The 22312-nt window shown below is 44.1% G+C and carries 18 protein-coding genes; 11 read left to right on the top strand and 7 right to left on the bottom strand.

Features of this window, described 5'->3' with window-relative positions:
- The first annotated feature begins 57 nt into the window (after nt 1-57).
- The 9 genes from OCK74_RS03775 (at nt 58) to OCK74_RS03735 (ending at nt 11798) form a co-directional block, all read left to right on the top strand.
- Nucleotides 58-693 (top strand): hypothetical protein, encoded by a 636-nt coding sequence (locus OCK74_RS03775; protein ID WP_279295659.1) that lies wholly within the window; start codon nt 58-60, stop codon nt 691-693.
- Between the two features lie 103 nt (nt 694-796).
- The gene (locus OCK74_RS03770) at nt 797-1036 is read left to right on the top strand and encodes a hypothetical protein (protein ID WP_279295658.1); all 240 of its coding nucleotides are present in this window, start codon (nt 797-799) and stop codon (nt 1034-1036) included.
- Between the two features lie 123 nt (nt 1037-1159).
- The gene (locus OCK74_RS03765) at nt 1160-3022 is read left to right on the top strand and encodes an ABC transporter ATP-binding protein (RefSeq protein WP_279295657.1); all 1863 of its coding nucleotides are present in this window, start codon (nt 1160-1162) and stop codon (nt 3020-3022) included.
- Between the two features lie 534 nt (nt 3023-3556).
- Complete coding sequence (gene dinB / locus OCK74_RS03760) at nt 3557-4708, top strand: DNA polymerase IV (RefSeq protein ID WP_279295656.1); 1152 nt, start codon at nt 3557-3559, stop codon at nt 4706-4708.
- Between the two features lie 11 nt (nt 4709-4719).
- Entirely contained in the window at nt 4720-7650 is a 2931-nt protein-coding gene (locus OCK74_RS03755; RefSeq protein ID WP_279295655.1) for a DNA polymerase III subunit alpha, read from the top strand.
- A gap of 88 nt (nt 7651-7738) precedes the next feature.
- On the top strand, nt 7739-8440 hold the full coding sequence (locus tag OCK74_RS03750) for a hypothetical protein (RefSeq protein WP_279295654.1): 702 nt from the start codon (nt 7739-7741) through the stop codon (nt 8438-8440).
- Nucleotides 8441-8703: 263 nt separating this feature from the next.
- Nucleotides 8704-9582 carry an alpha/beta hydrolase family protein gene (locus OCK74_RS03745; protein ID WP_279295653.1) on the top strand — a complete coding sequence of 293 codons (879 nt, stop codon included), beginning with the start codon at nt 8704-8706 and terminating at the stop codon, nt 9580-9582.
- 168 nt (nt 9583-9750) lie between these two features.
- Nucleotides 9751-10905: a PQQ-dependent sugar dehydrogenase gene (locus OCK74_RS03740; RefSeq protein WP_279295652.1), complete on the top strand. Its 1155-nt coding sequence runs from the start codon at nt 9751-9753 to the stop codon at nt 10903-10905.
- An 89-nt stretch (nt 10906-10994) separates the two neighbouring features.
- Nucleotides 10995-11798 carry a 3-keto-disaccharide hydrolase gene (locus OCK74_RS03735; RefSeq protein WP_279295651.1) on the top strand — a complete coding sequence of 268 codons (804 nt, stop codon included), beginning with the start codon at nt 10995-10997 and terminating at the stop codon, nt 11796-11798.
- Nucleotides 11799-11830: 32 nt separating this feature from the next.
- Here the strand turns inward: OCK74_RS03735 and OCK74_RS03730 are convergent, their stop codons facing one another.
- From OCK74_RS03730 to fucP, 7 genes are all read right to left on the bottom strand, one after another.
- Complete coding sequence (locus OCK74_RS03730; RefSeq protein WP_279295650.1) at nt 11831-14380, bottom strand: TonB-dependent receptor; 2550 nt, start codon at nt 14378-14380, stop codon at nt 11831-11833.
- A gap of 155 nt (nt 14381-14535) precedes the next feature.
- Entirely contained in the window at nt 14536-15324 is a 789-nt protein-coding gene (locus OCK74_RS03725; RefSeq protein WP_279295649.1) for an L-fucose dehydrogenase, read from the bottom strand.
- A gap of 3 nt (nt 15325-15327) precedes the next feature.
- Nucleotides 15328-16221 (bottom strand): fumarylacetoacetate hydrolase family protein, encoded by an 894-nt coding sequence (locus tag OCK74_RS03720; RefSeq protein ID WP_279295648.1) that lies wholly within the window; start codon nt 16219-16221, stop codon nt 15328-15330.
- 27 nt (nt 16222-16248) lie between these two features.
- Nucleotides 16249-17019: an SDR family NAD(P)-dependent oxidoreductase gene (locus OCK74_RS03715; RefSeq protein ID WP_279295647.1), complete on the bottom strand. Its 771-nt coding sequence runs from the start codon at nt 17017-17019 to the stop codon at nt 16249-16251.
- Nucleotides 17020-17036: 17 nt separating this feature from the next.
- Nucleotides 17037-18686, bottom strand: a complete 1650-nt coding sequence (locus OCK74_RS03710) for a UxaA family hydrolase (RefSeq protein WP_279295646.1) — start codon at nt 18684-18686, stop codon at nt 17037-17039.
- A 7-nt stretch (nt 18687-18693) separates the two neighbouring features.
- Nucleotides 18694-19035, bottom strand: a complete 342-nt coding sequence (locus tag OCK74_RS03705; protein WP_279295645.1) for an L-rhamnose mutarotase — start codon at nt 19033-19035, stop codon at nt 18694-18696.
- Nucleotides 19036-19053: 18 nt separating this feature from the next.
- Entirely contained in the window at nt 19054-20325 is a 1272-nt protein-coding gene (fucP, locus tag OCK74_RS03700; RefSeq protein WP_279295644.1) for an L-fucose:H+ symporter permease, read from the bottom strand.
- A gap of 336 nt (nt 20326-20661) precedes the next feature.
- Here fucP and OCK74_RS03695 point away from each other — a divergent pair, with 336 nt between their 5' ends.
- Nucleotides 20662-21531 (top strand): AraC family transcriptional regulator, encoded by an 870-nt coding sequence (locus OCK74_RS03695; protein ID WP_279295643.1) that lies wholly within the window; start codon nt 20662-20664, stop codon nt 21529-21531.
- Between the two features lie 185 nt (nt 21532-21716).
- Nucleotides 21717-22205: a hypothetical protein gene (locus tag OCK74_RS03690; RefSeq protein WP_279295642.1), complete on the top strand. Its 489-nt coding sequence runs from the start codon at nt 21717-21719 to the stop codon at nt 22203-22205.
- The last annotated feature ends 107 nt before the right edge of the window (nt 22206-22312 follow it).

Genomic DNA, 22312 nt, shown 5'->3' with positions numbered 1-22312 from the left:
TTCTTTAAATAGATTATTAAATAAAGCCTTCGGTGACCGAAGGCATGAGGTGTAATTATGAATCTAAGAAACATGGTAGCAGTTCAGCCTGTCAAGGGGACAGGGACCCCTAAGACCACAGCTAAACGAGCGCCAAAACAATATGTAAATACACTGGAGTACGAGTTAATAACCAACCTAGTACAACAGCAATACAGCAAAGACGGTGAAGTAAACTTTCCGTTACTGCTGTCTATTCCACTCCAGGACCGCATCCCTGCACTGGTACAGGAATTCGGTGTTAAACGTATGTACCATTTATTACTGATGATCGTAAAAGCCTTTACTTTCTCATTACCTATACCTAAAACAAAAAAGCTGAACGACACCAGAATGAGTGTTTGCGCCTGCGACCTGATCCTGACAGCACAGGAAGACCAACTGAGCCTGGAGGATATTATTCTCTTTTTTGAAAGGGCTAAAGCCGGCAAGTATGGCTCCATCAAAAGCCTGATCAGCCATTACCAGGTAATGACCTTACTTGATAAATACCGGGCTGAACGGCATGAGGCATTTATGAAAATCAAAGATGAGAAGGATGCCGCTCTGAAGACTTTAGGCCCAACAGAAAAGACCTGTGAAGAACCGAAGCAGATTGGAGAGATATTGAAGCAAGCTTCAATATTTGATATGAATAAGCGAATGAGCGGATGATATTAGATTATATGCTAATAGCAAAAAAGGCAGCCTTTCTGCTGCCTTTTTTTATAGCTATACCAACATTAACTACAATCATATCGGGTATAATCCTTGCAGTATGATGCAAAAAAGCATGAAAGAGTTTTTTTCTGCAAAAGACTTTGATGAAACAATAATTACTTGTCCACATTGTAACTGGAAGGGCTTAGGATCTGAAACCAATATTATTGACTTGTACGGCATATCCAAGTTAAGGGAGGTACACTGCCCAAACTGTGACAACTTTATTGCAGGCCTTGAAAGAGAAAGTGATCATGGTAATCCAGAAGGGGATGAGTTGAGTAATCAACTTGGGTGAAGTTGTTAATCATCAAACATAAAAAACAATTTTCATATACATTGGTCCAAACTGAATAATCATCTTCCCTTAGCAATGAAAACGCATTCTTCCTTCATTCAGCCGATTGCTTAATTTGCAGGTATGAGTGCAGGAAGAGACCATTATAACAGGGCGCCAGGAGCAAAGAGTACAGTGCAGGAATTAAGTTTCAAAGACCGCCTATCGGCACTACGAAATCTACCCCAATTTTTTAAACTCGTATGGCATACCAGTCCGCGGCTCACTGCCACCAATGCTATCCTCCGGATAGCCCGATCTGCTATACCAGTTACTGTACTATATGTAGGCAAGCTGATCATTGATGAAGTAGTAGCGATCACGCACGGCGGTAGCACACAAGGCAGTACGCTGCATCTTTGGGAGCTAGTAGCCCTGGAGTTTGGACTGGCAGTTCTTTCTGATGCCCTGAACCGGGTGATCATCCTTACAGAAAGCCTGCTGGGGGACCTTTTCTCCAATTACACCTCTGTCAAGATCATGGCACATGCAGCCACCCTTGATCTTGACCAATTTGAGGATGCCAATTTTTATGACAAACTGGAACGCGCCCGGCAGCAAACTGTTGGCCGCACCATCCTGCTTTCCCAGGTACTAGGGCAGGTGCAAGACCTGATCACTATGGGCTTTTTGTCTGTAGGATTGATCACTTTCAATCCTTGGTTGATCCTGCTGCTCCTTGTTGCTGTGCTACCAGCTTTCTGGGGTGAATCTTATTTCAGTGACAAGAGCTATGCACTCTCGCGTGGGCAAACACCGCAGCGACGTGAACTGGATTACCTGCGCTATATTGGCGCCAGCGACGATACGGCCAAGGAAATCAAAATGTTTGATCTCTCCCACTTCCTGATCGACCGTTTCCAGACATTGTCCAACCAGTTCTATAAGGATAATAAGAACCTGGCTATACGGCGATCTGTGTGGGGCACGATCTTTACCCTGCTTGGTACTGCAGGGTACTATGGTGCCTATATAGTAATCATCCTTAGAACCATTGAGGGCAAGCTTTCTATTGGCGACCTTACCTTCCTGGCAGGCTCGTTCCGGCAATTAAGAGGCCTGCTGGAAGGTATTTTAGGCCGCTTTACCAGTGTATCACAGGGAGCCATTTTCCTCTCCGACTTCTTTGACTTTTTCAAGATAGAGGCCCGCATCAAAGCAGCCGTCCATCCAAGGCCTTTCCCTAACCCTATAAAGCATGGTTTTGTTTTTGAAGACGTAGGTTTCCAATATTCGAACTCAGAGCGCTGGGCGATCCGTCATTTAAACTTTACCCTACATACCGGAGAGAAACTGGCGCTGGTTGGTGAAAACGGAGCGGGTAAAACCACGCTGGTAAAATTGTTAGCACGCCTTTACGATCCTACGGAAGGAAGCATACACCTTGATGGCCATGACCTACGCGAATATGACCTTGCCGGACTTCGGTTGAACATCGGAGTTATCTTCCAGGATTACCTACGCTACCAGATGACAGCTTCGCAAAACATTGCAGTAGGTAATATTGAAGAAAAAGAAAACCAGGATCTGATTGTTACGTCTGCACAACAAAGTCTTGCCCACTACCTTGTAGAGAAGCTTCCGGGGAAATACGACCAGATGCTGGGCCGGCGCTTTCACCAGGGTGTTGAACTTTCGGGCGGAGAATGGCAGAAGATCGCTCTTGCGAGGGCCTACATGCGCGATGCCCAACTGCTGATCCTTGACGAACCCACTGCGGCACTGGATGCCCGAGCAGAGTATGAAGTGTTTCAACGATTTGCAGAGCTTACAAAGGGGAAGACAGCCGTTTTGATATCTCACCGCTTTTCTACGGTCCGGATGGCAGACCGGATATTGGTCCTTGAAAAGGGAGAACTCCTGGAGATCGGCAGCCATGAAGAATTGCTGCAACAAGAGGGAAGGTATGCGGAGTTGTTTCATTTGCAGGCGAAGGGATATAGGTGAATGAAGAATGAGTTGAATCCGCCAGAGGCGGACAAGCTTGAATGACAATGATTCAAATGATGAATGAGGAATGGGGTGAAGGGAATGAGATGAGGATATTAGGGTATGGGGTGGGTGAAAAATGGTTTTCAAATACCAGACTGGTTGAGCAGGTAGGGCTTAGATACGGCTTTAGTACGGAGTAGATGGGGAGTACATGAGGAGTAACTATGGAGTAAGGTCTCTATAACATCTCTATAAAGTCTCTATAGATCGGGGAAAAATGTAAAATATAAAACTGGAGGTTAGTAGGATGGAAGATACAAAATGTTGGAGAATATAGTATTAAGGTTGGGGGGGCGAGAAATGAAAATTGGAGAAAGGGTAATAATGGCCCTGAACACCCTGATTGTTCCAAGAGACTCTGTCATGAAAAAGTATAACCATTTTTGAGTCAATTGTATTTGGCATGGGTATAGGATTTTTGATATGTTACTAACTTTTTTAGTATTAAAATACTAAACATTTTAGCTTTGCATTATCAACCAACCCATTATGTCCAACTGCGTTCGAACAATAGCACATTATGACCTTGACGCCTTTTATGTCAATGTTGAGTGCCTGAAGAATCCACAACTCAAAGGCAAGCCCCTGCTTGTAGGCGGCAAGAGCGATCGTGCCGTAGTGGCAGCCTGCAGCTATGAAGCCCGCAAATTCGGTATCCATTCCGCTATGCCCATGAAGCTGGCGCGGAGGCTTTGTCCACAGGCCACCATTATCAGTGGTGATATGGAGCATTATAGCAAGTACTCGCGGGTCGTTACCGATATTATCAGGGAAAATGTTCCTCAATTTGAGAAAGCTTCTGTAGATGAATTCTACGTTGACCTAACGGGAATGGACAAGTTTTTCGGCTGCATCAAATACAGCCAGGAGTTGAGGCACAAAATTACTAAAGAAACAGGGCTTCCTATTTCCAACGGAGTGTCGACCAATAAGCTTGTGAGCAAGGTAGCGACAGATGAAGCCAAACCTAACGGTGAATTACAAGTGCCTTCCGGAAGAGAAAAGAAATTCCTGGCGCCACTGGATGTGTCCAAACTGCCTATGGTAGGTGAAAAGACAACGGCCCTGCTGCGGCAAATGGGCGTTATGACCATCCAAACCCTGAGTGAGATACCTGTGGAAATGATGGAAAACCTGATGGGCAAAAATGGTATTGAGTTGTGGCGCAGGGCGAATGGAATAGACGATACGCCGGTAGTACCCTACCATGAACAAAAGAGCATCTCCACAGAAACCACTTTTGAAAGCGATACCATTGATATCCGCTTTATGCAGGCACAGTTGGTAAAAATGACGGAGCGCATCGGGTTTGAGCTCCGCCAGCAAAACAAACTTACAGGCTGCATCACCGTAAAGATCCGCTATGCTGATTTTAATACACTGACCAGGCAGAATACTATCGCGTATACCTCCGCTGATCATATACTGCTCAAAAAAGTGAAGGAACTGTTCACCAAGCTTTATGACCGAAGGTTGCTGGTGCGCCTAATTGGTGTGCGCTTCTCTCATCTCGTACCCGGCAATTACCAGATAGACCTTTTTGAAGACACCACCGAAATGATCCGGCTGTACCAGGCTCTTGATTCATTGAATTACCGTTATGGCCGCTACCTGATCATGAGGGCCAGCGGGTTGCTTTAAACTTTTCCAGTATGTACCTTAATTGTAAAACATATTTCTCATATCGCTACGGCACATTCAGTACAGAGGAGTTGGTAAAGGAAGGTGTAGAAGCCGGCGCCACGGCACTTGCGCTAACCAATATTAACAACACAGCCGACATGTGGGACTTTTATGAACACTGTACCAGCGCCGGCATTAAACCTCTATTAGGCGCTGAGATCAGGAATGGAGATGAACTGCTTTATATCCTGATCGCGAAAAATAATGCAGGCACATTAACCATCAACCGTTTCTTAACCCGGCACCTGCAGGAGGCGCAGCCCTTTCCACAACGTGCAGTAATAAGCCCCGACGCCTTTGTCATTTATCCATTAGGCAGCATTGACCCCATCGAACTGAAAGACCATGAGCTGATTGGCGTACAGCCAGCAGAAGTCACCAGGCTGTTTTCCATGCACACAGCCTCCTACCCCACCAAGTTTGTCATCCGGCAACCGGTTACTTTTAAAAATAAGAAAGGATATAACCTGCACAGAATTCTCAGGGCTGTCGACAAAAATATTATTTTAAGTAAGCAAACAGATGAACACAGGGCTTCACCCAACGAAACCATATTCCCTCCATCCTATTTACTCCATGCATTCAAGCAATACCCACAGATTGTTACCAATACCTTGCGCATTATAGATGCATGCAGTTACCAGGTAGACTTTCGCGAGGATAAGAACAAAAAAGTATTTACCTCCAGTGCAAATGACGACCGCATCCTGCTGGAAAAGCTGGCGCTCGATGGTATGCGCAACCGTTTTGGTGATCACAACAAAGAAGCAGAAGAGCGAGTCAGGAAGGAATTGCAGATCATAGACAAGCTTAGTTTCAATGCATACTTCCTGATCACCTGGGATGTCATCCGCTATGCACAATCAAGAGGCTTCTTTTATGTAGGCCGTGGCAGTGGAGCAAATTCTATTGTTGCGTATTGCCTGCAGATCACAGATGTAAACCCCATCGATCTTGACCTATATTTTGAACGCTTCCTGAATCCATACCGGGCCTCCCCTCCTGATTTTGACATAGACTTTAGCTGGCAGGACCGGGATGAAGTGATCGACTACATCTTCAAGCGCTATGGGCGCGATCATGTAGCATTGCTGGGCATGTTCAGCACCTTTCAATACAATGCCATTCTCAGGGAGCTGGCCAAAGTATTTGGCCTACCAAAGGATGAAGTGGATGCCATTTCTGCTAACCCCGATGCCATCCTCAATGAAGACCAAATACAGCGATATATTCTATTTTATGGAAGCATGCTGCAAAACTTTCCCAACCACCTGAGCATACATCCAGGCGGTATGTTGATATCGGAAGAACCCATCTATCAATACACAGCTTTAGAAATGCCACCCAAAGGTTTTGCAACAACCCAGATCGATATGTTCGGCGCAGAAAAAGTTGGACTCTATAAGCTGGATATACTGAGCCAGCGAGGATTGGGACATATCAAAGAAGCCATCAAACTGGTACGGCAAAATAAAAACATCACTATTGACATTCATGATGTAGAGCGGCTGAAAAAAGATGAAAAGGTGGCTGAACAGATCAGGAAGGCGGATACCATTGGTTGTTTTTACATTGAGAGCCCGGCCATGCGGCAACTGCTCAAGAAGTTGCGTTGCGATGATTATATTACGCTTGTAGCGGCATCATCCATTATCCGCCCCGGCGTTGCCCAGTCGGGCATGATGCGCCAGTATATCTACCGGTTTCACCATCCTAATGATTTTGAGTACCTGCACCCCAAGATGAAAGAGTTGCTGGAAGAAACCTATGGCGTTATGGTATACCAGGAAGATGTGATCAAGGTGGCGCACCATTTTGCAGGACTGGATATGGGAGAAGCCGATGTGTTGCGCCGGGCCATGAGTGGTAAATACAGGGGAAGAAAAGAGTTTGAAAGGATCAGGGACAAGTTTTTTCTCAATTGTAAAGAATTCGGCTATTCAGACGACCTTACAAAAGAGGTATGGAGACAGATCGAAAGCTTTGGAGGCTATTCATTTTCAAAGGCACACTCAGCCTCCTTTGCAGTAGAGAGTTACCAAAGTCTTTTTCTTAAAACCTACTATCCCATGGAATTCATGGTGGCAGTTATCAACAACTTTGGCGGCTTTTATTCTACTGAACTTTATTTTCATGAACTTAAAAGAACTGGCGCTCATGTTCATGCGCCTTGCGTCAACAACAGCGATGAGTTAACGGATATTCATGGAAACGAAGTATACATAGGTTTTATACACATTAAAAGCCTGGAGAAGGAGTCTGTTTTGCACATACTGGAGGAACGCAGCAGGCATGGTAAGTATGCACAGTTGCAGGATTTTATTCAGCGCACAGATATTGGTCCTGAACAACTTAATATCCTGATCCGCGTTGGCGCCTTGCGGTTCACTGGTAAGAACAAAAAAGAGCTGTTGTGGGAAGCCAACTTTTTACAAAAGCGGGTAAGGAAGCATGCATCCGGGTCTTCATCACTTTTTCCAGCCAAGCCCTTTCAATTTAAGCTGCCAGAGCTGCACCATACTGCCCTTGAAGATGCACTGGATGAAATAGAGCTACTAGGCTTCCCTCTTTGTCATGTATTTGACCTAGTGGATGCCGACACGTCGTTGTACATCAATGCCAAACAAGTACCTGAGCACCTAGGAGGGCAAGTGGATATTCTTTGCTATTATATCACTGAAAAACCAGTACGTACCATTAAAGGTCAGTTGATGTACTTTGGAACATTCATCGACTCGAATGGTGATTGGGTAGACACCGTTCATTTCCCGGATAAAGCTATAAAGCAGCGGCTGACGGGTAAGGGCTTTTATCATATACGCGGGAAGGTTGTTGAGGAGTTTGGGGTTTATAGTGTTGAGGTGGAGTGGATAGAGAAGAAAGGTTTTAAAGGTATATAACCCTTGCAAACCGCTAAAAGTTTCTCCGATTATTAGGAAGAAACTAACACAATAGATTGCTAACTTGCAGGAAAGGAGATATTCAACCATGAAAAAGGGAATTTTGCTTTTACTACTGGTAAGTTCCGTTTTTGTCCAGGCTCAATCGCTAAAAGAGGCTCTGTTTAGTGGAAAACTGAAAAACAGGCCTGGTACGGTTGTCCGGAAAGGAGATGATTTAAATGCAATAACAGATACTGTCCAAAAAATAGATACCGTCCATAACCTGGTGGCTAATGATAGCAGCAAAATACTGACAGCGCCTACAGTGGACTCTTCTACCAATAAACTGGCTAATAAAACGGATTCTGCAGCCATTACACCAATGGCGAATAAGAACAACAACCCAACTCCAACCGTTCCAGATGCAACGGGGGTTGATGCTGCACCTGGAATAGTTGCTGCCCCGGTGGTTGCTGATGCCGCAACCGAAAAAGCTGCAGCTCCTAAGAACAACAATGTACTATGGAAGGAATACATAGACACTGTTTCAAGCACAATAAAAACAGAGGTCTTACCGTCTAAGAAAGTCAAAAAGGAAACCTATTATGTAACGGTTTCCTATACAATTGGTACTGATGGACAGGTAGACATTACTGATGTGGCCGTTTCGCCGGAAAATTCATTCCTGAAAGACAATATCAAGTCAAGACTGATCCAGGATGCGCCTAAATTGAACCCTGTTTTATCCAGCACAGGAGCTCCGCGCAAAGTGAGTAAAAGGCACAATTTTACGCTAACAAAAGAGTAGGATCAGCAGGCTAATAGGTTATCATTGATGATTGCTTAGCTTTCATCAATAAATGTCGAAGCTTTTAGATAAATTGGTTTGGATAAACCATATTTGATGCTAAGAGCTTCGACATTTTTCATTGCACTCCTTATGCGCACCGTTACTACTGGAGTTTTCCTGCAAATCAAACGTCCTTTTTCTACATATTGATAAGAACTATTTTTACCAACCGGCCCCATGCCTCATACTCTAAACCATGGGCTGAAACGGACAAACGTTTTATGGACAGCAAACATTCAGCAATTTTTGCAGGCAGCAGGCAACTAGAGGTAACAGATGAATCTTTAGGCATTTCGTTTCCTGTATTGGTGCATTACCCTACATATCAGCCTTCTACTCCGACGCCATTCGGACCTTATATCATGGATGTAAGTCCTCAAGCAGACATTATCGATGGACAGTTTCCACTTGCGATCATTTCGCATGGCAACGGAGGCTCTCACCTATTGTATCGTACAATAAGTATCTACCTGGCAAAGAATGGATATATCGTAGCGATGCCTGAACATTACGGCAACAACCGTAACAACAATGAATTAGCCCAATCAACCGAAAACCTGGTACTCAGGCCCAAACATGTAAGCTTAACAATTGATGCGCTCCTATCTGAGAAGGATTTAGGCAAGTGTATATCCCCCAATAATATTGGGGTAGCAGGACATTCGTTTGGAGGTTATACAGCTTTGGCTTTAGCTGGTGGCATTCCATGGACACAAACAGGACAAAAGGTAGAAGCGCCACATGATCCAAGAGTAAAAGCTTTGGTCTTAATGGCACCAGCGGCAGGCTGGTTCATACCGAAGGATTCTTTAGCAGAAGTTACCGTCCCAATTCTATTGTTTGCTGCAGAACGCGATCCATATACACCAAAATGGAACGCAGATGTGATAATTAATGGAGTTTCGGACAAATCGCAGGTTACTTTCCGCCTGATCGAAGGCGCAGGACATTTTTCATTTCTAAGTCCATTCCCTCCAGCAATGAAGCATCCTGGTTTTCTGCCTTCGACAGACCCGGAAGGATTTGACAGAGAGCAGTTCCACATAAAACTACCACAGGAAATACTGAAATTTCTAAACGAGCAACTACATGCATCATGATATCAAACCATGTAGCGTGTTTAAAGTAATTGGTTCAAATACACAACCTGGCATGATTGTACATTATTAGTGAGGAAATGTACTATGAATTCATGCGAAGTGCCATTCCTTTCTTTTTATTAAATTCACACTACTTTTCTTAACTCTTAACCCATAAAAACGTTCAACTTGAAAAATTCTTTTTACTATGTGCTCGTTGTGGTTATTTCGTTGAGTAGTGTTTTAGCTTGCGAGCCTTCTAACGGGAATGAAGACATCAACAGGGATACAAATACCCCTGCAGATACCACACAATGGAGCGGCTTTACTGTACAGAAACTATATGATCAATTCCGTAATCCGTGGGGTATGGCCTGGCTCCCCGATGGACGCCTGCTTATCACAGAACGTTCAGGTGAAATCCTTGTTTTTAAGGATGACAAGTTTACAGGTGAAAAACTTTCAGGAGTACCAGCTGTTTTTAATAAGGGACAAGGCGGATTGATGGATATTCAACTCCACCCCAATTACGCACAAAACAAATGGATCTATATCACCTACAGCAAGCCGGGCCCTGGTGGCGCTGCAACAGCAGTCATGCGCTTTAAGCTGGAAGGTAACCAGATGGTAGAACAACAGGATATTTTTGTTGCAAAACCATATCTACCGGCAGACTTTCACTTCGGAAGCAGGGTTGTTTTTGATAAAAATGGGTTTCTCTACGTAAGCGTTGGAGAAAGGGGTACACAACCAAAGGTGCAGCAACTGGATAATGACCATGGTAAGATCCACAGGATATATGATGACGGACGAGTGCCTGCCGATAATCCATTTGCCGGGCAAAAAGACGCAAAAGCTTCTATCTGGACCTATGGTCACAGAAATCCTCAAGGTATGGTTTACGATGCTGCAAATGATCGAATTTGGGAAATAGAACACGGTCCAAAAGGCGGCGATGAACTGAACCTGATTCAAAAAGGGAAAAACTATGGCTGGCCTAAAACTTCGTATGGTATTAATTACGATGGAACGATCTTAACCGAGTATAAAGAAATGGAAGGTGTAGAAAATCCTGTTCGCTATTGGGTTCCTTCTATAGCGCCTTGTGGCATGATGCTGGTGACCAGCAAGCGATATCCTGAATGGAAAGGGAATTTATTGATCGGCGCACTTTCCTTCCGTCTCATTGCCCGTGTTGAGTTATCAGGTACTAAGTTTGTCAAGGAAGAAGATTTAATAAAGGATATGGCTCGCGTACGGCATGTGGCACAAAGCCCTGATGGTTATATTTATGCAATCACAGAAGGTCCTGGCCTACTATTGAAACTGGCACCGAATAAGTGATGTCGAATGGTTGCCATCACTTATTTATGCAGAAAAAAATCACACATGCGTGGCCGTTACTTATCTTTAGGACTTAATCATTGATCCGGATGAAAACATTGACGAAACGAAACTATTTTTTACTGATTGGGGCCATTCTCTTTTTCACAGGCTGTTCGAATTTAAATAAGAGCAGAAGTAATCATGAGTGGGTAAAACTTTTTAATGGCCAGAACCTTGATGGTTGGATCGTAAAAATACACCACCATGATGTGGGCGTAAATTTTGGAAATACCTTCCGGGCAGAGGATGGCATGATCAAGGTCCGGTATGATCAGTATGGAGATTTTAATGACCAGTTTGCCCACTTGTATTATAAAACTCCTTTTTCTCATTACCACTTAAAACTGGAATACCGTTTTACCGGTGAATTGCAGAAAGGAGCTCCGTCTTATACATTACTGAATAGTGGTGTTATGTTTCATTCACAGGATCCGCGCACGATGCCTAAAGAACAAAACTGGCCCATTTCAGTTGAAATGCAATTGCTTGCAGGATTGGGAGACGGGAAGCCGCGCCCCACTGGTAATATGTGTTCGCCGGGTACAGACATCGTTTACCAGGGCAAGCAATATGATGGTCACTGCCTGAACTCAACGTCTAAAACTTATGATAAGGGTGAATGGGTAAAGGCAGAACTCATTGTATTGGGAGATTCTTTGATCACGCATATCATCAATGGAGATACCGTGTTGCAATACAGTAAACCAACTATGGGAGGTGGTGTGGTATCCGGTTATGATTCCACTTTATGGCAACCAGGCAAGCCATTAAAATCCGGATATATTGCATTACAAAGTGAAGGACAACCTATTGATTTCAGGAATATTGAGTTGAAGAATCTTGAGCGGTAATTACAGCCTGCATAACTTGTAATTATAAAAAACTATTCCTCTTCCCTGTCTTCACTGCGGTTATCGGGCCGCTTTGGCAAGGAAAAGTCCTGCATTCCGAATTTATAAGTTAAACTGGCCCGGAAGGTGCGTACATTCCTTCTTCTGTATGACTCCTGATAAAATGTTTCTGTATCGTAGATATTGCCGAAGCGATAGCTGTTGAACACATCGTTGATATTAAAAGTAAAAGAAGCCTTATTGTCTTTCAGAAAATCTTTCCGTAAGGCAAAGTCAAGCCTGTTTTGTGGAACATTTCGACCTTGAGCCGTTACCTCTCTTGATTCGTATGCTCCTATGAGCTGAAAACGCAGGTCATTCAGCAAAGCATTTTTTGCAGCACCAAAGTTGTAATTCAATGTCAATTTTCCTTCCCAGTTAAAACCTTTATTAATTAGTCTCAGTTCTCCCACATCAGCCTTTACATTCCGGTGTTGCAAGTTCACTGTTGGCACTATATCAAAGTGCGTATCAAACCTATGTTGAAGGGTCAGCTCTAAACCAGAGTAGTTTGTGTAACGGGCATTGATGAATGTATTCAGGATCGCATTCGTATCTATAGCAGCATTGTTCAACTGCTGGTATTGTGATGCACTGATGGTATCACTATAGCGGGTGATATCACTCTGGTTGTTGCGGAAATACAACACCCCCAGAAAATTTCCTTTTTTATATTTCTGGTTATAATTCAATTCAAAGGAATTGATGAACTCAGGCTTCAACTCCGGGTTACCCTGCCGCAAATTTTGCGGATCGCTAATATCAACAAAAGGGTTCAGCTGCCAGAAGCCCGGGCGCTGGATCCGTCGTGTATAATTCACCTGTAGCTCGAGATGGTCACTTACCTGTTTGGTTAGGAAAAGACTCGGAAATAAAGCATCAAACAAACGTCCTAACGTACTGGGATAATCGTAACCGAATTTTTGAGCACTATCTATTAATTCCCCTTCAAATTGCGATACTTCTACCCGCAGGCCGGCCTGGTATGAGAAAGTTTTTATTTTATTGGAGTAGGTGATATAAGCAGCATTCACCATTTCGTCGTACGAATAATTATTACTAAGCGGCAATAAAGTTTCCGAACCATTGTTTAGTGAAAATGAAGAAAAATAACTGGTTTGCCGGTTGATATAGGAGCGCAAACCTGACTCCAATTTCGAGTTATTTCCGGTAGGGTCAACAAAATCCACTTGAAAGATGTATTGGTCGAAGTTATTACTGCCTTTATTGCGCACACGGGCATCGACACCCAAAGGTGAGCCATCAGGCCGGAAAAACCGGTTTACGATATTGGCCACTTCACTTCCTTCGCCCCAACTGTAATTGAAATTGGCGCTTAATTCTTTCCCTTGCTCCGGGAATTTATGGGTATAATTCAGTTGAGAATTGTAGCGGTCGAACTGGTTTCTGCCTTCTGCTTCCCGTTCTCCAAAGCGTTCCAAAATATGACTGCTGTTTAAGTACTCCTGGTCTTGCTCTTCGTTGTTGGAGAATTTGCCGCCAACAATATTTTGTGTCAGAGAAATTGTCGAACGGTTGGAGGCAAAGAAATCAACACCAAAACGTACAGACGAAAAACGCCGATTTATATCATTCCAGGAAACCTGGTTAAAATAGTTGCTCACGGCACCACCCACTTTATTTTGCCGCAAGGTTTTTCCCTTTGCCATTCCGCCTTGCCGATTGTAACTGCCAATTGCAAATACATTGAATTTCCCCTGCCGGGCATTCAATGTAAGATTTCCATTCAGAAGATCGGGGTGCCCTCCACCTACTGTGGCAATACCATTCAGACCAACCCTCCGGTTGCGCTTTAGAACTATATTAATGATACGCGCAGAACTAGTTGCATCGAATTTGGCAGAAGGATTGGTAATTAGCTCTACGCGATCAATCTGATCTGCTGGTATCTGGTCGAGCGAGAGAATGGTGGGATGCCCGTCTACAAAGATCTGAGGCTGTACGTTGCGCAACAGAACATTCCCTTCTACATCCACCGAAACGGATGGTATGTTTCTTATTACATCCAGAGCAGTCCCTCCAGTTGCCACGATACTGTTTTCTATAGAAAATACTTTGCGATCAATGTCCATCTGTAGTGCTGGCCGCTGAGCGGTCACGCTAACACTTTCCAGTACCTGAGCTTCCCGTTTCAGTGAAATATTACCTAAGTCAATGATAGATGCTCGTCTTTTCAATATGATATTCTTCTCCCATTTTTCATAGCCAACACCTGATAAGGTTACGCGGAAGGAGTCTGCCTGTGGCAGGTTGCTAAAATTAAAATCACCATTGCTTTTGGTAAACATGACACTGACAAGTGTATCCTTTTCTGCACTGACACTATCTTGTAAATAAGCATATAATTGAACGGTAACTAATTCGATGCCTTTGCGGGTTACAGCATCTATGCACTTTCCCTGAATAGTTTTGTTATTGAAACTATTGTTATTTCTCTTTGTTACAGGTGACTTTTCAACATCAACCTGGGCTTGCGCAGTCAGGAGAAAGAAAATAGATAGTAAAAGGAGAAATGGTATCAAAAGCGAAAATCAGGCTATTTGAACATATGCCTATTAGCAAGGGTTGCAAAAAGAAGGCCAACTAAACAGCCAGGCATATCAACTGAAAAGCCACAAATAACTGATAAACAATCACTTGTGACTCTTTATTCTTACGAACAGGACTCGTCAGACCTTTAGGCATTAGCCAATGCACGGTCCAGGTGCACATAGCCACCATCTACGTGAATGATTTGGCCTGTGGTGTGGCTGGACTTTTCGGAAAGCAAAAACACCGTCATGTTGGCTATTTCCTCAGCCGTGGTCATCCTGTTTTCCAAAGGAATTTTAGAGGTAATCTGTTGCAACTTTTCTTTCGGATTTGGAAGGGTCTTGATCCACTTGTCGTACAAAGGCGTGTAACATTCCGCAACAATAACAGCGTTGACCCGTACCCCATGCTTGAGCATTTCTACGGCCCATTCCCTGGTCAATGCATTCCTGCCCCCATTGGCAGCAGCATAAGCAGATGTACCGCCCTGGCCTGTTTCCGCAGTTTTGGAACCAATATTTACAATCGCTCCCTTTGATTTTATCAACTCAGGGAGTGCAAAATGAGCCATTAAATAATAGTGCACCAGGTTGCTATGCAGGCTTTTCATAAACTTGTCATAGCTACCACTCTCCAGCCCTACCCCGTCATTGACCCCCGCATTGTTCACCAGGCCATCAATACGCCCCAACTCATTCAGGACAGCTTTTACAGCCTGCTCACAATCTTCGGGTTTGGTTAATTCAGCAGTTACCTGGAAAGCTTGTCCGCCAGCATCCTTAATTGCTACAACTGTTTTATTGTTATCGTTTTCATCTCTGCCAACAACTACTGGTATCGCCCCTTCGCTGGCCAGCACTTTGACAATGCCTTGCCCTATGCCTTTAGCACCACCGGTGACAATGATTACTTTATCTTTTAATCCTAAGTCCATTATTTAAGCTTTAATAGTTGTCGTTTTAACCTCTTTATATATTTCTTTGGTAAAGGCGATTACTTTTTGTTTGGAGGTACCCAAGCCATCGATACCCAGCTCTACGACGTCTCCTGGTTGCAAATACACCTGGGGGTTGAAGCCCAGCCCTACACCAGCTGGTGTACCGGTAGAGATCATGTCTCCTGGTAAAAGGGTCATAAAGCGGCTCACATAAGAGATCAGGAATGGGATTTTGAAAATGAGGTTGGCGGTGGTGCCATCCTGCATCATCTTCCCATTCAAGGACAGCCAGAGGCGCAGGTTGTCCACATCCGCGATCTCCTCTTTGGTGGCCAGAAACGGTCCTACCGGAGCAAAGGTGTCGCAGCCCTTACCCTTATCCCAAGTGCCATTGCGTTCCAGTTGAAATTCCCGTTCACTGACATCATTATGCAGTGCATAACCAGCCACATAGTCCATAGCCTCTGCTTCTTCCACATAGCTAGCCTTTTTTCCTATGATCACCGCCAATTCCACTTCCCAGTCTGTTTTTTGGGAGTCCCTGGGGATCATCACCTCATCATTGGGACCTATCAAAGCGGTAGTCGACTTCATGAATATTACGGGTTCTGCAGGTATGGTAGCGCCGGTTTCTTTGGCGTGATCAGCATAGTTGAGGCCAATACAAACAATCTTGGAAGGACGGGCAATAGGACTGCCTAAACGTTCGTCTGCCGATACCTTGGGAAGTTTTCCCTTATTGGATTCCACAAATTGTTGCAGGCGCTTCAGTCCGTCATTTTCAAAAAAGTATTCATTATAATCTTCAAAGTAATCCGAAACATCAAACCATTGACCTTCATGAATAATACCAGGTCTTTCTAATCCTTTTTCACCAAAACGAATCAACTTCATAGTATTGTATTGAATGGAAATTATCTTTTAATTATTCAGTTTTATAAATCCGCCATCAATGGGGTAATCACAACCGGTGATGAAAGAGGCTTCATCAGAACAGAGGTAGAGAATGAGACCTGCAATTTCTTCGGGCTTGGCCATGCGGCCAATAGGCTGGGTTTTAGATAACTTTTCAAACATTTCTGCTTCCTTGCCGGGGTAGTTTTTTTGCAAAAACCCATCCACAAAGGGAGTATGCACCCGGGCAGGGGAAATGCAGTTGCAGCGGATGCCCTCAGTGATGTAATCCTTAGCCACCGAGAGCGTCATGGCAGCCACCGCTCCCTTACTCATAGAGTAGGCAAAGCGATCCGGAATGCCTACGTTGTTGGCAATAGAGGCCATGTTTAAAATGATACCCTTCCCACTTTTTTTCATCAATGGAAGAGCCGCATGCAAACAGTTGTAGACACCTTTCACATTGACCTGGAACACCCGGTCAAAGTCTTCTTCCGAGGTGCTGTCACACTTGCCAATGTGGGAGATGCCGGCACTGTTGACCAGGATGTCAATGCGGCCAATGCTGTCAAACAGCTTTATTACCTGCCCCTGCTTCGTGACATCACAGGCATGGGCAATGGCTTTGCCATTTACTTTATTATTAGCTATAGTGCTTACAACAGCGTCCAGGGCGTCCGCATTTAAGTCCAGGGCATGCACCTCGGCTCCTCTTTCGGCAAATAAAAGGGCAACCGCTTTACCGATGCCACTGCCGGCACCAGTCACGACGGCTATTTTTCCTGCTAAATTGTTCATGGGTTTTCAATTAATTGTTATAGAGATACACCTCGTTTCCAGGGAATAAAATCATCCTGTCCCAACAGCACGGCCTTGGGCGTTTCCTCCCCGCTGGCGGCCCGGATGCAATACTCCAGGATCTCCTCTCCCATCTGTTCAATGGTCTTTTCACCGGTGATAATACAACCGGTATCGATATCGATGATATCACTCATTCTATTGGCCAGAGCGGTATTGGTAGCCACTTTAATGGTAGGACAAACCGGATTACCGGTAGGTGTTCCCAGCCCTGTGGTGAACAGGATCAAAGTAGCGCCAGAGGCTGCCTTACCAGTTGTAGCCTCCACATCATTGCCGGGGGTACACACCAGACTTAAACCGTCTTTAACGGCAGGCTCGGTATAATCCAGTACATCCTGCACAGGAGAGCTGCCTCCTTTACGGGCTGCTCCCGTGGACTTGATGGCATCGGTGATCAAGCCGTCTTTAATGTTGCCGGGCGAAGGATTCATATGAAAGCCCGAGCCTAGTTTTTCAGCCAGCTCATTATAGGATTCCATCAGGTGGGTAAACTTGTTGGCAGCTTCTTTGCTGACACAGCGGTCCAACATTTCCTGTTCCGCCCCGCAGAGTTCCGGAAACTCGGCCAGCAATACTTTTCCGCCCAGGGCCACCAAAAGGTCGGAAGTATAGCCCACCGCAGGATTGGCAGAAATGCCACTGAAGCCATCACTGCCTCCGCACTTCACACCAATAGTCAATGCACTCAGGGGAGCGGGCTCTCTTTCAATTTTATTGATCTCAATGAGGCCCTGGAAGGTCTGCCGAATGGCTTCACTCACCAGTTGCTCTTCACTTGCAGTCTTTTGCTGCTCGAAAATGTAGAGGGGCTTATCAAAGGAAGGATTACGCTTTTTCAGATCGCTGAGGAAATTTTCAACTTGTAAATGCTGACAACCCAGGCTCAGCACAGTGACGCCTCCCACGTTAGGATGGTCGGCATAAGCGGCCAGCAGGGCACTCAGTGTAGCGGCATCCTGGCGGGTACCACCACAACCACCACTATGGTTCAAGAATTTGATACCATCTATATTTTTAAACACCCGTGCGGAACTCTTGGCAGCCACGGGATAAAGGCTAACGTTGGAAATATCTTCCCCTGCCTGGTAAGCATGGAGCAAATCCCTAGTAAAGCTTTCATATTTATCACTTTGGGCATAGCCCAGCTCATTGTGCAGGGCTTCTTTGATCATATCCAGGTTGCGGTTCTCACAAAACACCATGGGCACAAACAGCCAGTAGTTAGCAGTACCAACTCTTCCATCACTGCGCTTGTAGCCATTAAAGGTTCTGTGTTGGTATTTGGAGACATCGGGCTTCAGCCATTGCTGCTGCAAGCCACGGTAGGCATAAGCACTGGCAGCATGTTTGGTATTGGCTGTAGTCATCAGACCGCCCTGAGGCACAGGAGTCTGTGTTTTACCTACCAGTACTCCATACATAATCACTTCATCACCTTCCTTCATGTCCCGAATAAAAAACTTGTGTTTGGCGGCAATATCTTCCTTAAGGATAAAATCTTGTCCATTATAGGCAATGGGCGTTCCTAAAGGCAAGTCCTTTAAAGCCACCAGTACATTATCCTCAGGATGTATTTTTAAAAAAGAATGAACACGTTCTTCCATGATTTGTTTAATTTTCATTTAATTGAAAAATCTGATCCATCAATATCCATTTCTCACCAGGTTTTGCCCATGGTAATGCCTGCTGGTATTTCCACATGAGCTCCTCCCAAGCTTGCACCTTTTCATTACTTTGATCCAGTTGCTGCTTTCTTTCAAAGCTAAAGGATTCATCCACTTCCATGATCATAAACATACGGTTGTGGCTGCGGTAGATGTCCAGGTTCACAATGCCGGCCTCTTTGATGGAGGCAATGATCTCCGGCCATACAGCCCTGTGGCAGGCTTCATATTCGCGGATCAATTCCGGATCATTCTTTAGATCTACGGTGAGACAATATCTTTTGTTCATACAGTATTATTGCGACAGTTAACTATGAGATAATTGAACACTTAATTCTTTGGCTTCTTTGTTGGTTACCAGGCGAAGGGAGAAATAAGCCACGGCCACAAAGCACAGGGCTGGTACCATATAGGCCACCTGGATGTGGAACAAATCAGACACACGGCCCATCACCAATGGCATGACCGCTCCACCTACAATGGCCATGATCAGCAAAGAAGAGGCCTGCTTGGTCCGCTCTCCCAGTCCGATCAGGCTTAAAGAGAAAATGGTGGGGAACATGATGGACATGAAAAACTGTAAGGCCACCAGGGCATAAATGCCTGCCAGGCTCTTATTCATCACTACTACCACCAACAAACCTATACTGATCAGGCTATAGAGCAACAGCAGGCGGGCAGCTGAAATATATTGCATCAGGAAGGTGCCAATGAAGCGTCCACCCATGAAGGCAAAGAGGGCAGCCGATAAATACAGGGCTGCTACTTTTTCATCCATGCCTTCCGCATAGCCGGCATAGCGGATGAAAAAGCTACCCACACACACCTGGGCGCCTACATAAAAGAACTGAGCCACCACCCCGCGCACAAAATTCTTTTCCTTGAAGAGATTTCCCTTTGTAGTAGTAGTTGCAGTACCCTGGGCTTCTGCAATTTCGGGAAGGGCGGTTTTCCAGATCAGTGCTGCAACCAGCAACACAATGATGCCGATGATGAGGTAAGGCAATTGCACAGCACTGGCTTCCTTGGTCAGAAAGGCATTCAATTCTTCGCTGCTCATACCCTGTTTGGTGGCATCTGAAATAGAGTTGCCTGTTAATATTACGGTGCCCCCGATCAAGGGAGCCAAAGTGGCAGCCAGGCCGTTGAAGGACTGGGCAAAGTTCAGGCGGGTAGTGGCCTTGCTTTCATCCCCTAAAGCATTGATGTAGGGGTTGGCAGCTGTTTCCAAAAAGGTCAGTCCGCTGGCAATGACAAAAAGGGCCAGCAGGAACAAGGAATAGTTGCGGGTACTGGCAGCTGGATAAAACAGGAAGGCCCCCAAGGCAAAGAGGAGCAGGCCAAAGACAATACCTCCTTTATAGCCGTATTTTTTCATAAACAACCCTGCTGGCATAGCTACCAGGAAGTAAGCAATGAAAAAAGCAGAATCGATAAATGCCGATTGCATATCTGAAAGCTGACAGGCCTTTTTCAAATGGGGAATCAGGATCGGGTTGAGATTATGGGCAAAGCCCCACAAAAAAAACAAGGAGGTCACTAAAATAATGGGAAGCTTGTACTTACTAGAACTTTTCATATGAATAAATTGTTTTAGCAATCGCATATTAATCAGACAGTATGCTCATTACTTTTACGAACTGCCTGTCGCGAATGATGTGTAAATGATCAGGAAAAGCAAAAAAAGAATTTATATACCAGCGGATCCATTATAAAATTGTCAAACTATTCAACAATTTTAGCATTAGCATTTCATTTACGCCCTTCAGATCACCAGTTTTTCAAGAAACAACACTTTTTTTCCATTAATGTATTCATAACCCTAAAGATTTTATAAAATAAACTATTTTGGCAGATCCTGTGCTCCATCCAAAGCTTTTACCGTTAATTTAGCTTAATAACCCTAAGTAAAGCGATGAGACCCCAATTGCTGAAAGTACTCAAAGGTCCAGGCCGTTCATTTAGTGTGCGCCAGGATATCGTGCCCCATGTAAACACCCGTTGGCATTATCACAACGAAGTAGAATTGATTCACTTCAAAAACGGCGAAGGAACGCAGTTCATTGGTGATAATATTTCCAGGTTCAATCCCGGCGACGTAGTACTTGTAGGAAGCAATCTCCCACATTATTGGCGGTTTGATGACGCTTACTTCGATGAGAGCTCCAAGAAAAGCGCAGATATCAGAGTTGCCCATTTTCATGAAAACTTTTGGGGCGAGCATTTCCTGGATCTTCCGGAAAACCTATCCATAAAAACAGTGCTGGAAAAAGCTAAAAGAGGAATACAGGTTACAGGAGAAAACAGCCTTATTGTAGCAGAAATACTAGAAGATTTATTAGTAGCTGAAGGTCCCCGAAGAATTGTTTTATTGATAGAGGCATTGAATACCATTGCAAACTGCAATGAATTGACACTTTTATCTTCTATAGGCTTTAAGCATGATCTATTAGAATCTGAAAAGGACAGGATCAGTGCGATTTACGAATATTCAATGAAAAACTTTAAGCGCAAGATCCAGTTGGAGGAGATATCGGATGTAGCAAGTATAAGCCCGAACTCATTTTGCCGGTATTTTAAATCCAGAACAAGAAAAACCTATTCCCAATTCTTACTTGAATTAAGAGTAGGCCATGCTTGCAAGTTGCTTATAGAAAATAACCTTAGCATCAAGCAAATTTGTTATGAAAGCGGTTTCAACAATTTTACTTCGTTCCATAAATATTTTAAAATTATTACAGGAAAAAGCCCACTGATCTACCAGAAAGAATTTACAACTAACTAACCAACTAACTAATTCATTGTTACATCAATTACACATTGAATAATATCTTACTAATACTATTGTAAGCAACAAGAGAATGGTTTATATAATATACATTTTTTTTGGGAAACGCCCTCACATAAACGCATAAATATTAATTTTTTTATTCAACAGTAATTGAAAACTTTGTATACAAATACATTACAATGAGAACCATCTTCATGGCAATTGCATGCATGTATGTCTCTATTTCTTGCTATGCCCAGATATCTGACGCTGAAGCAGATGCTGTTGCTAACCTATTAGGTGTTCAAAAGAAACAGGCCATAGCTAAGTTAGTCTCAGTTTCCGGAAAGGATTCCATCGCATTCTGGAAGCTTTATAATGAATACCAGGAAAAGAACCTTGCTATAGCCAAGAATAGAATTAGATTATACGAACAAACGGCTCATTCATATGGCAATATGACTCCAGCTTCTGCCGATTCGTTAGCGAAGAAATATTTTGAGAATCGAATGGTTCAGGAGAAGAGTCTCGAAGAGTATTATAAAAAGATCAAAGCTGCCACAAACTCTGTAGTTGCTTTTCAATTTTACCAGGCAGAAATCTACCTGACCACTCAAATCAGGGCTTCCATTATGCAGCAAATTCCTACATATGGAGAAATCCAACTTGCTGCTAAAAAGAAGCAATAATCTTTTTTACCTACCGGATAAAATAAATGCACTAAGGCATAACGGATTCTTGTGAAACCAGCCACCCATCACAAGAACCCGTTTCTATTGCTAGAACTGCGATGATC

Source organism: Paraflavisolibacter caeni (genome assembly GCF_025628885.1).
In the GTDB taxonomy this organism is placed as follows: Bacteria; Bacteroidota; Bacteroidia; order Chitinophagales; family Chitinophagaceae; genus Flavisolibacter; species Flavisolibacter caeni.
Note: the sequence above shows the minus strand (reverse complement) of the source record. Positions and strands in the feature narration are given on the sequence as shown.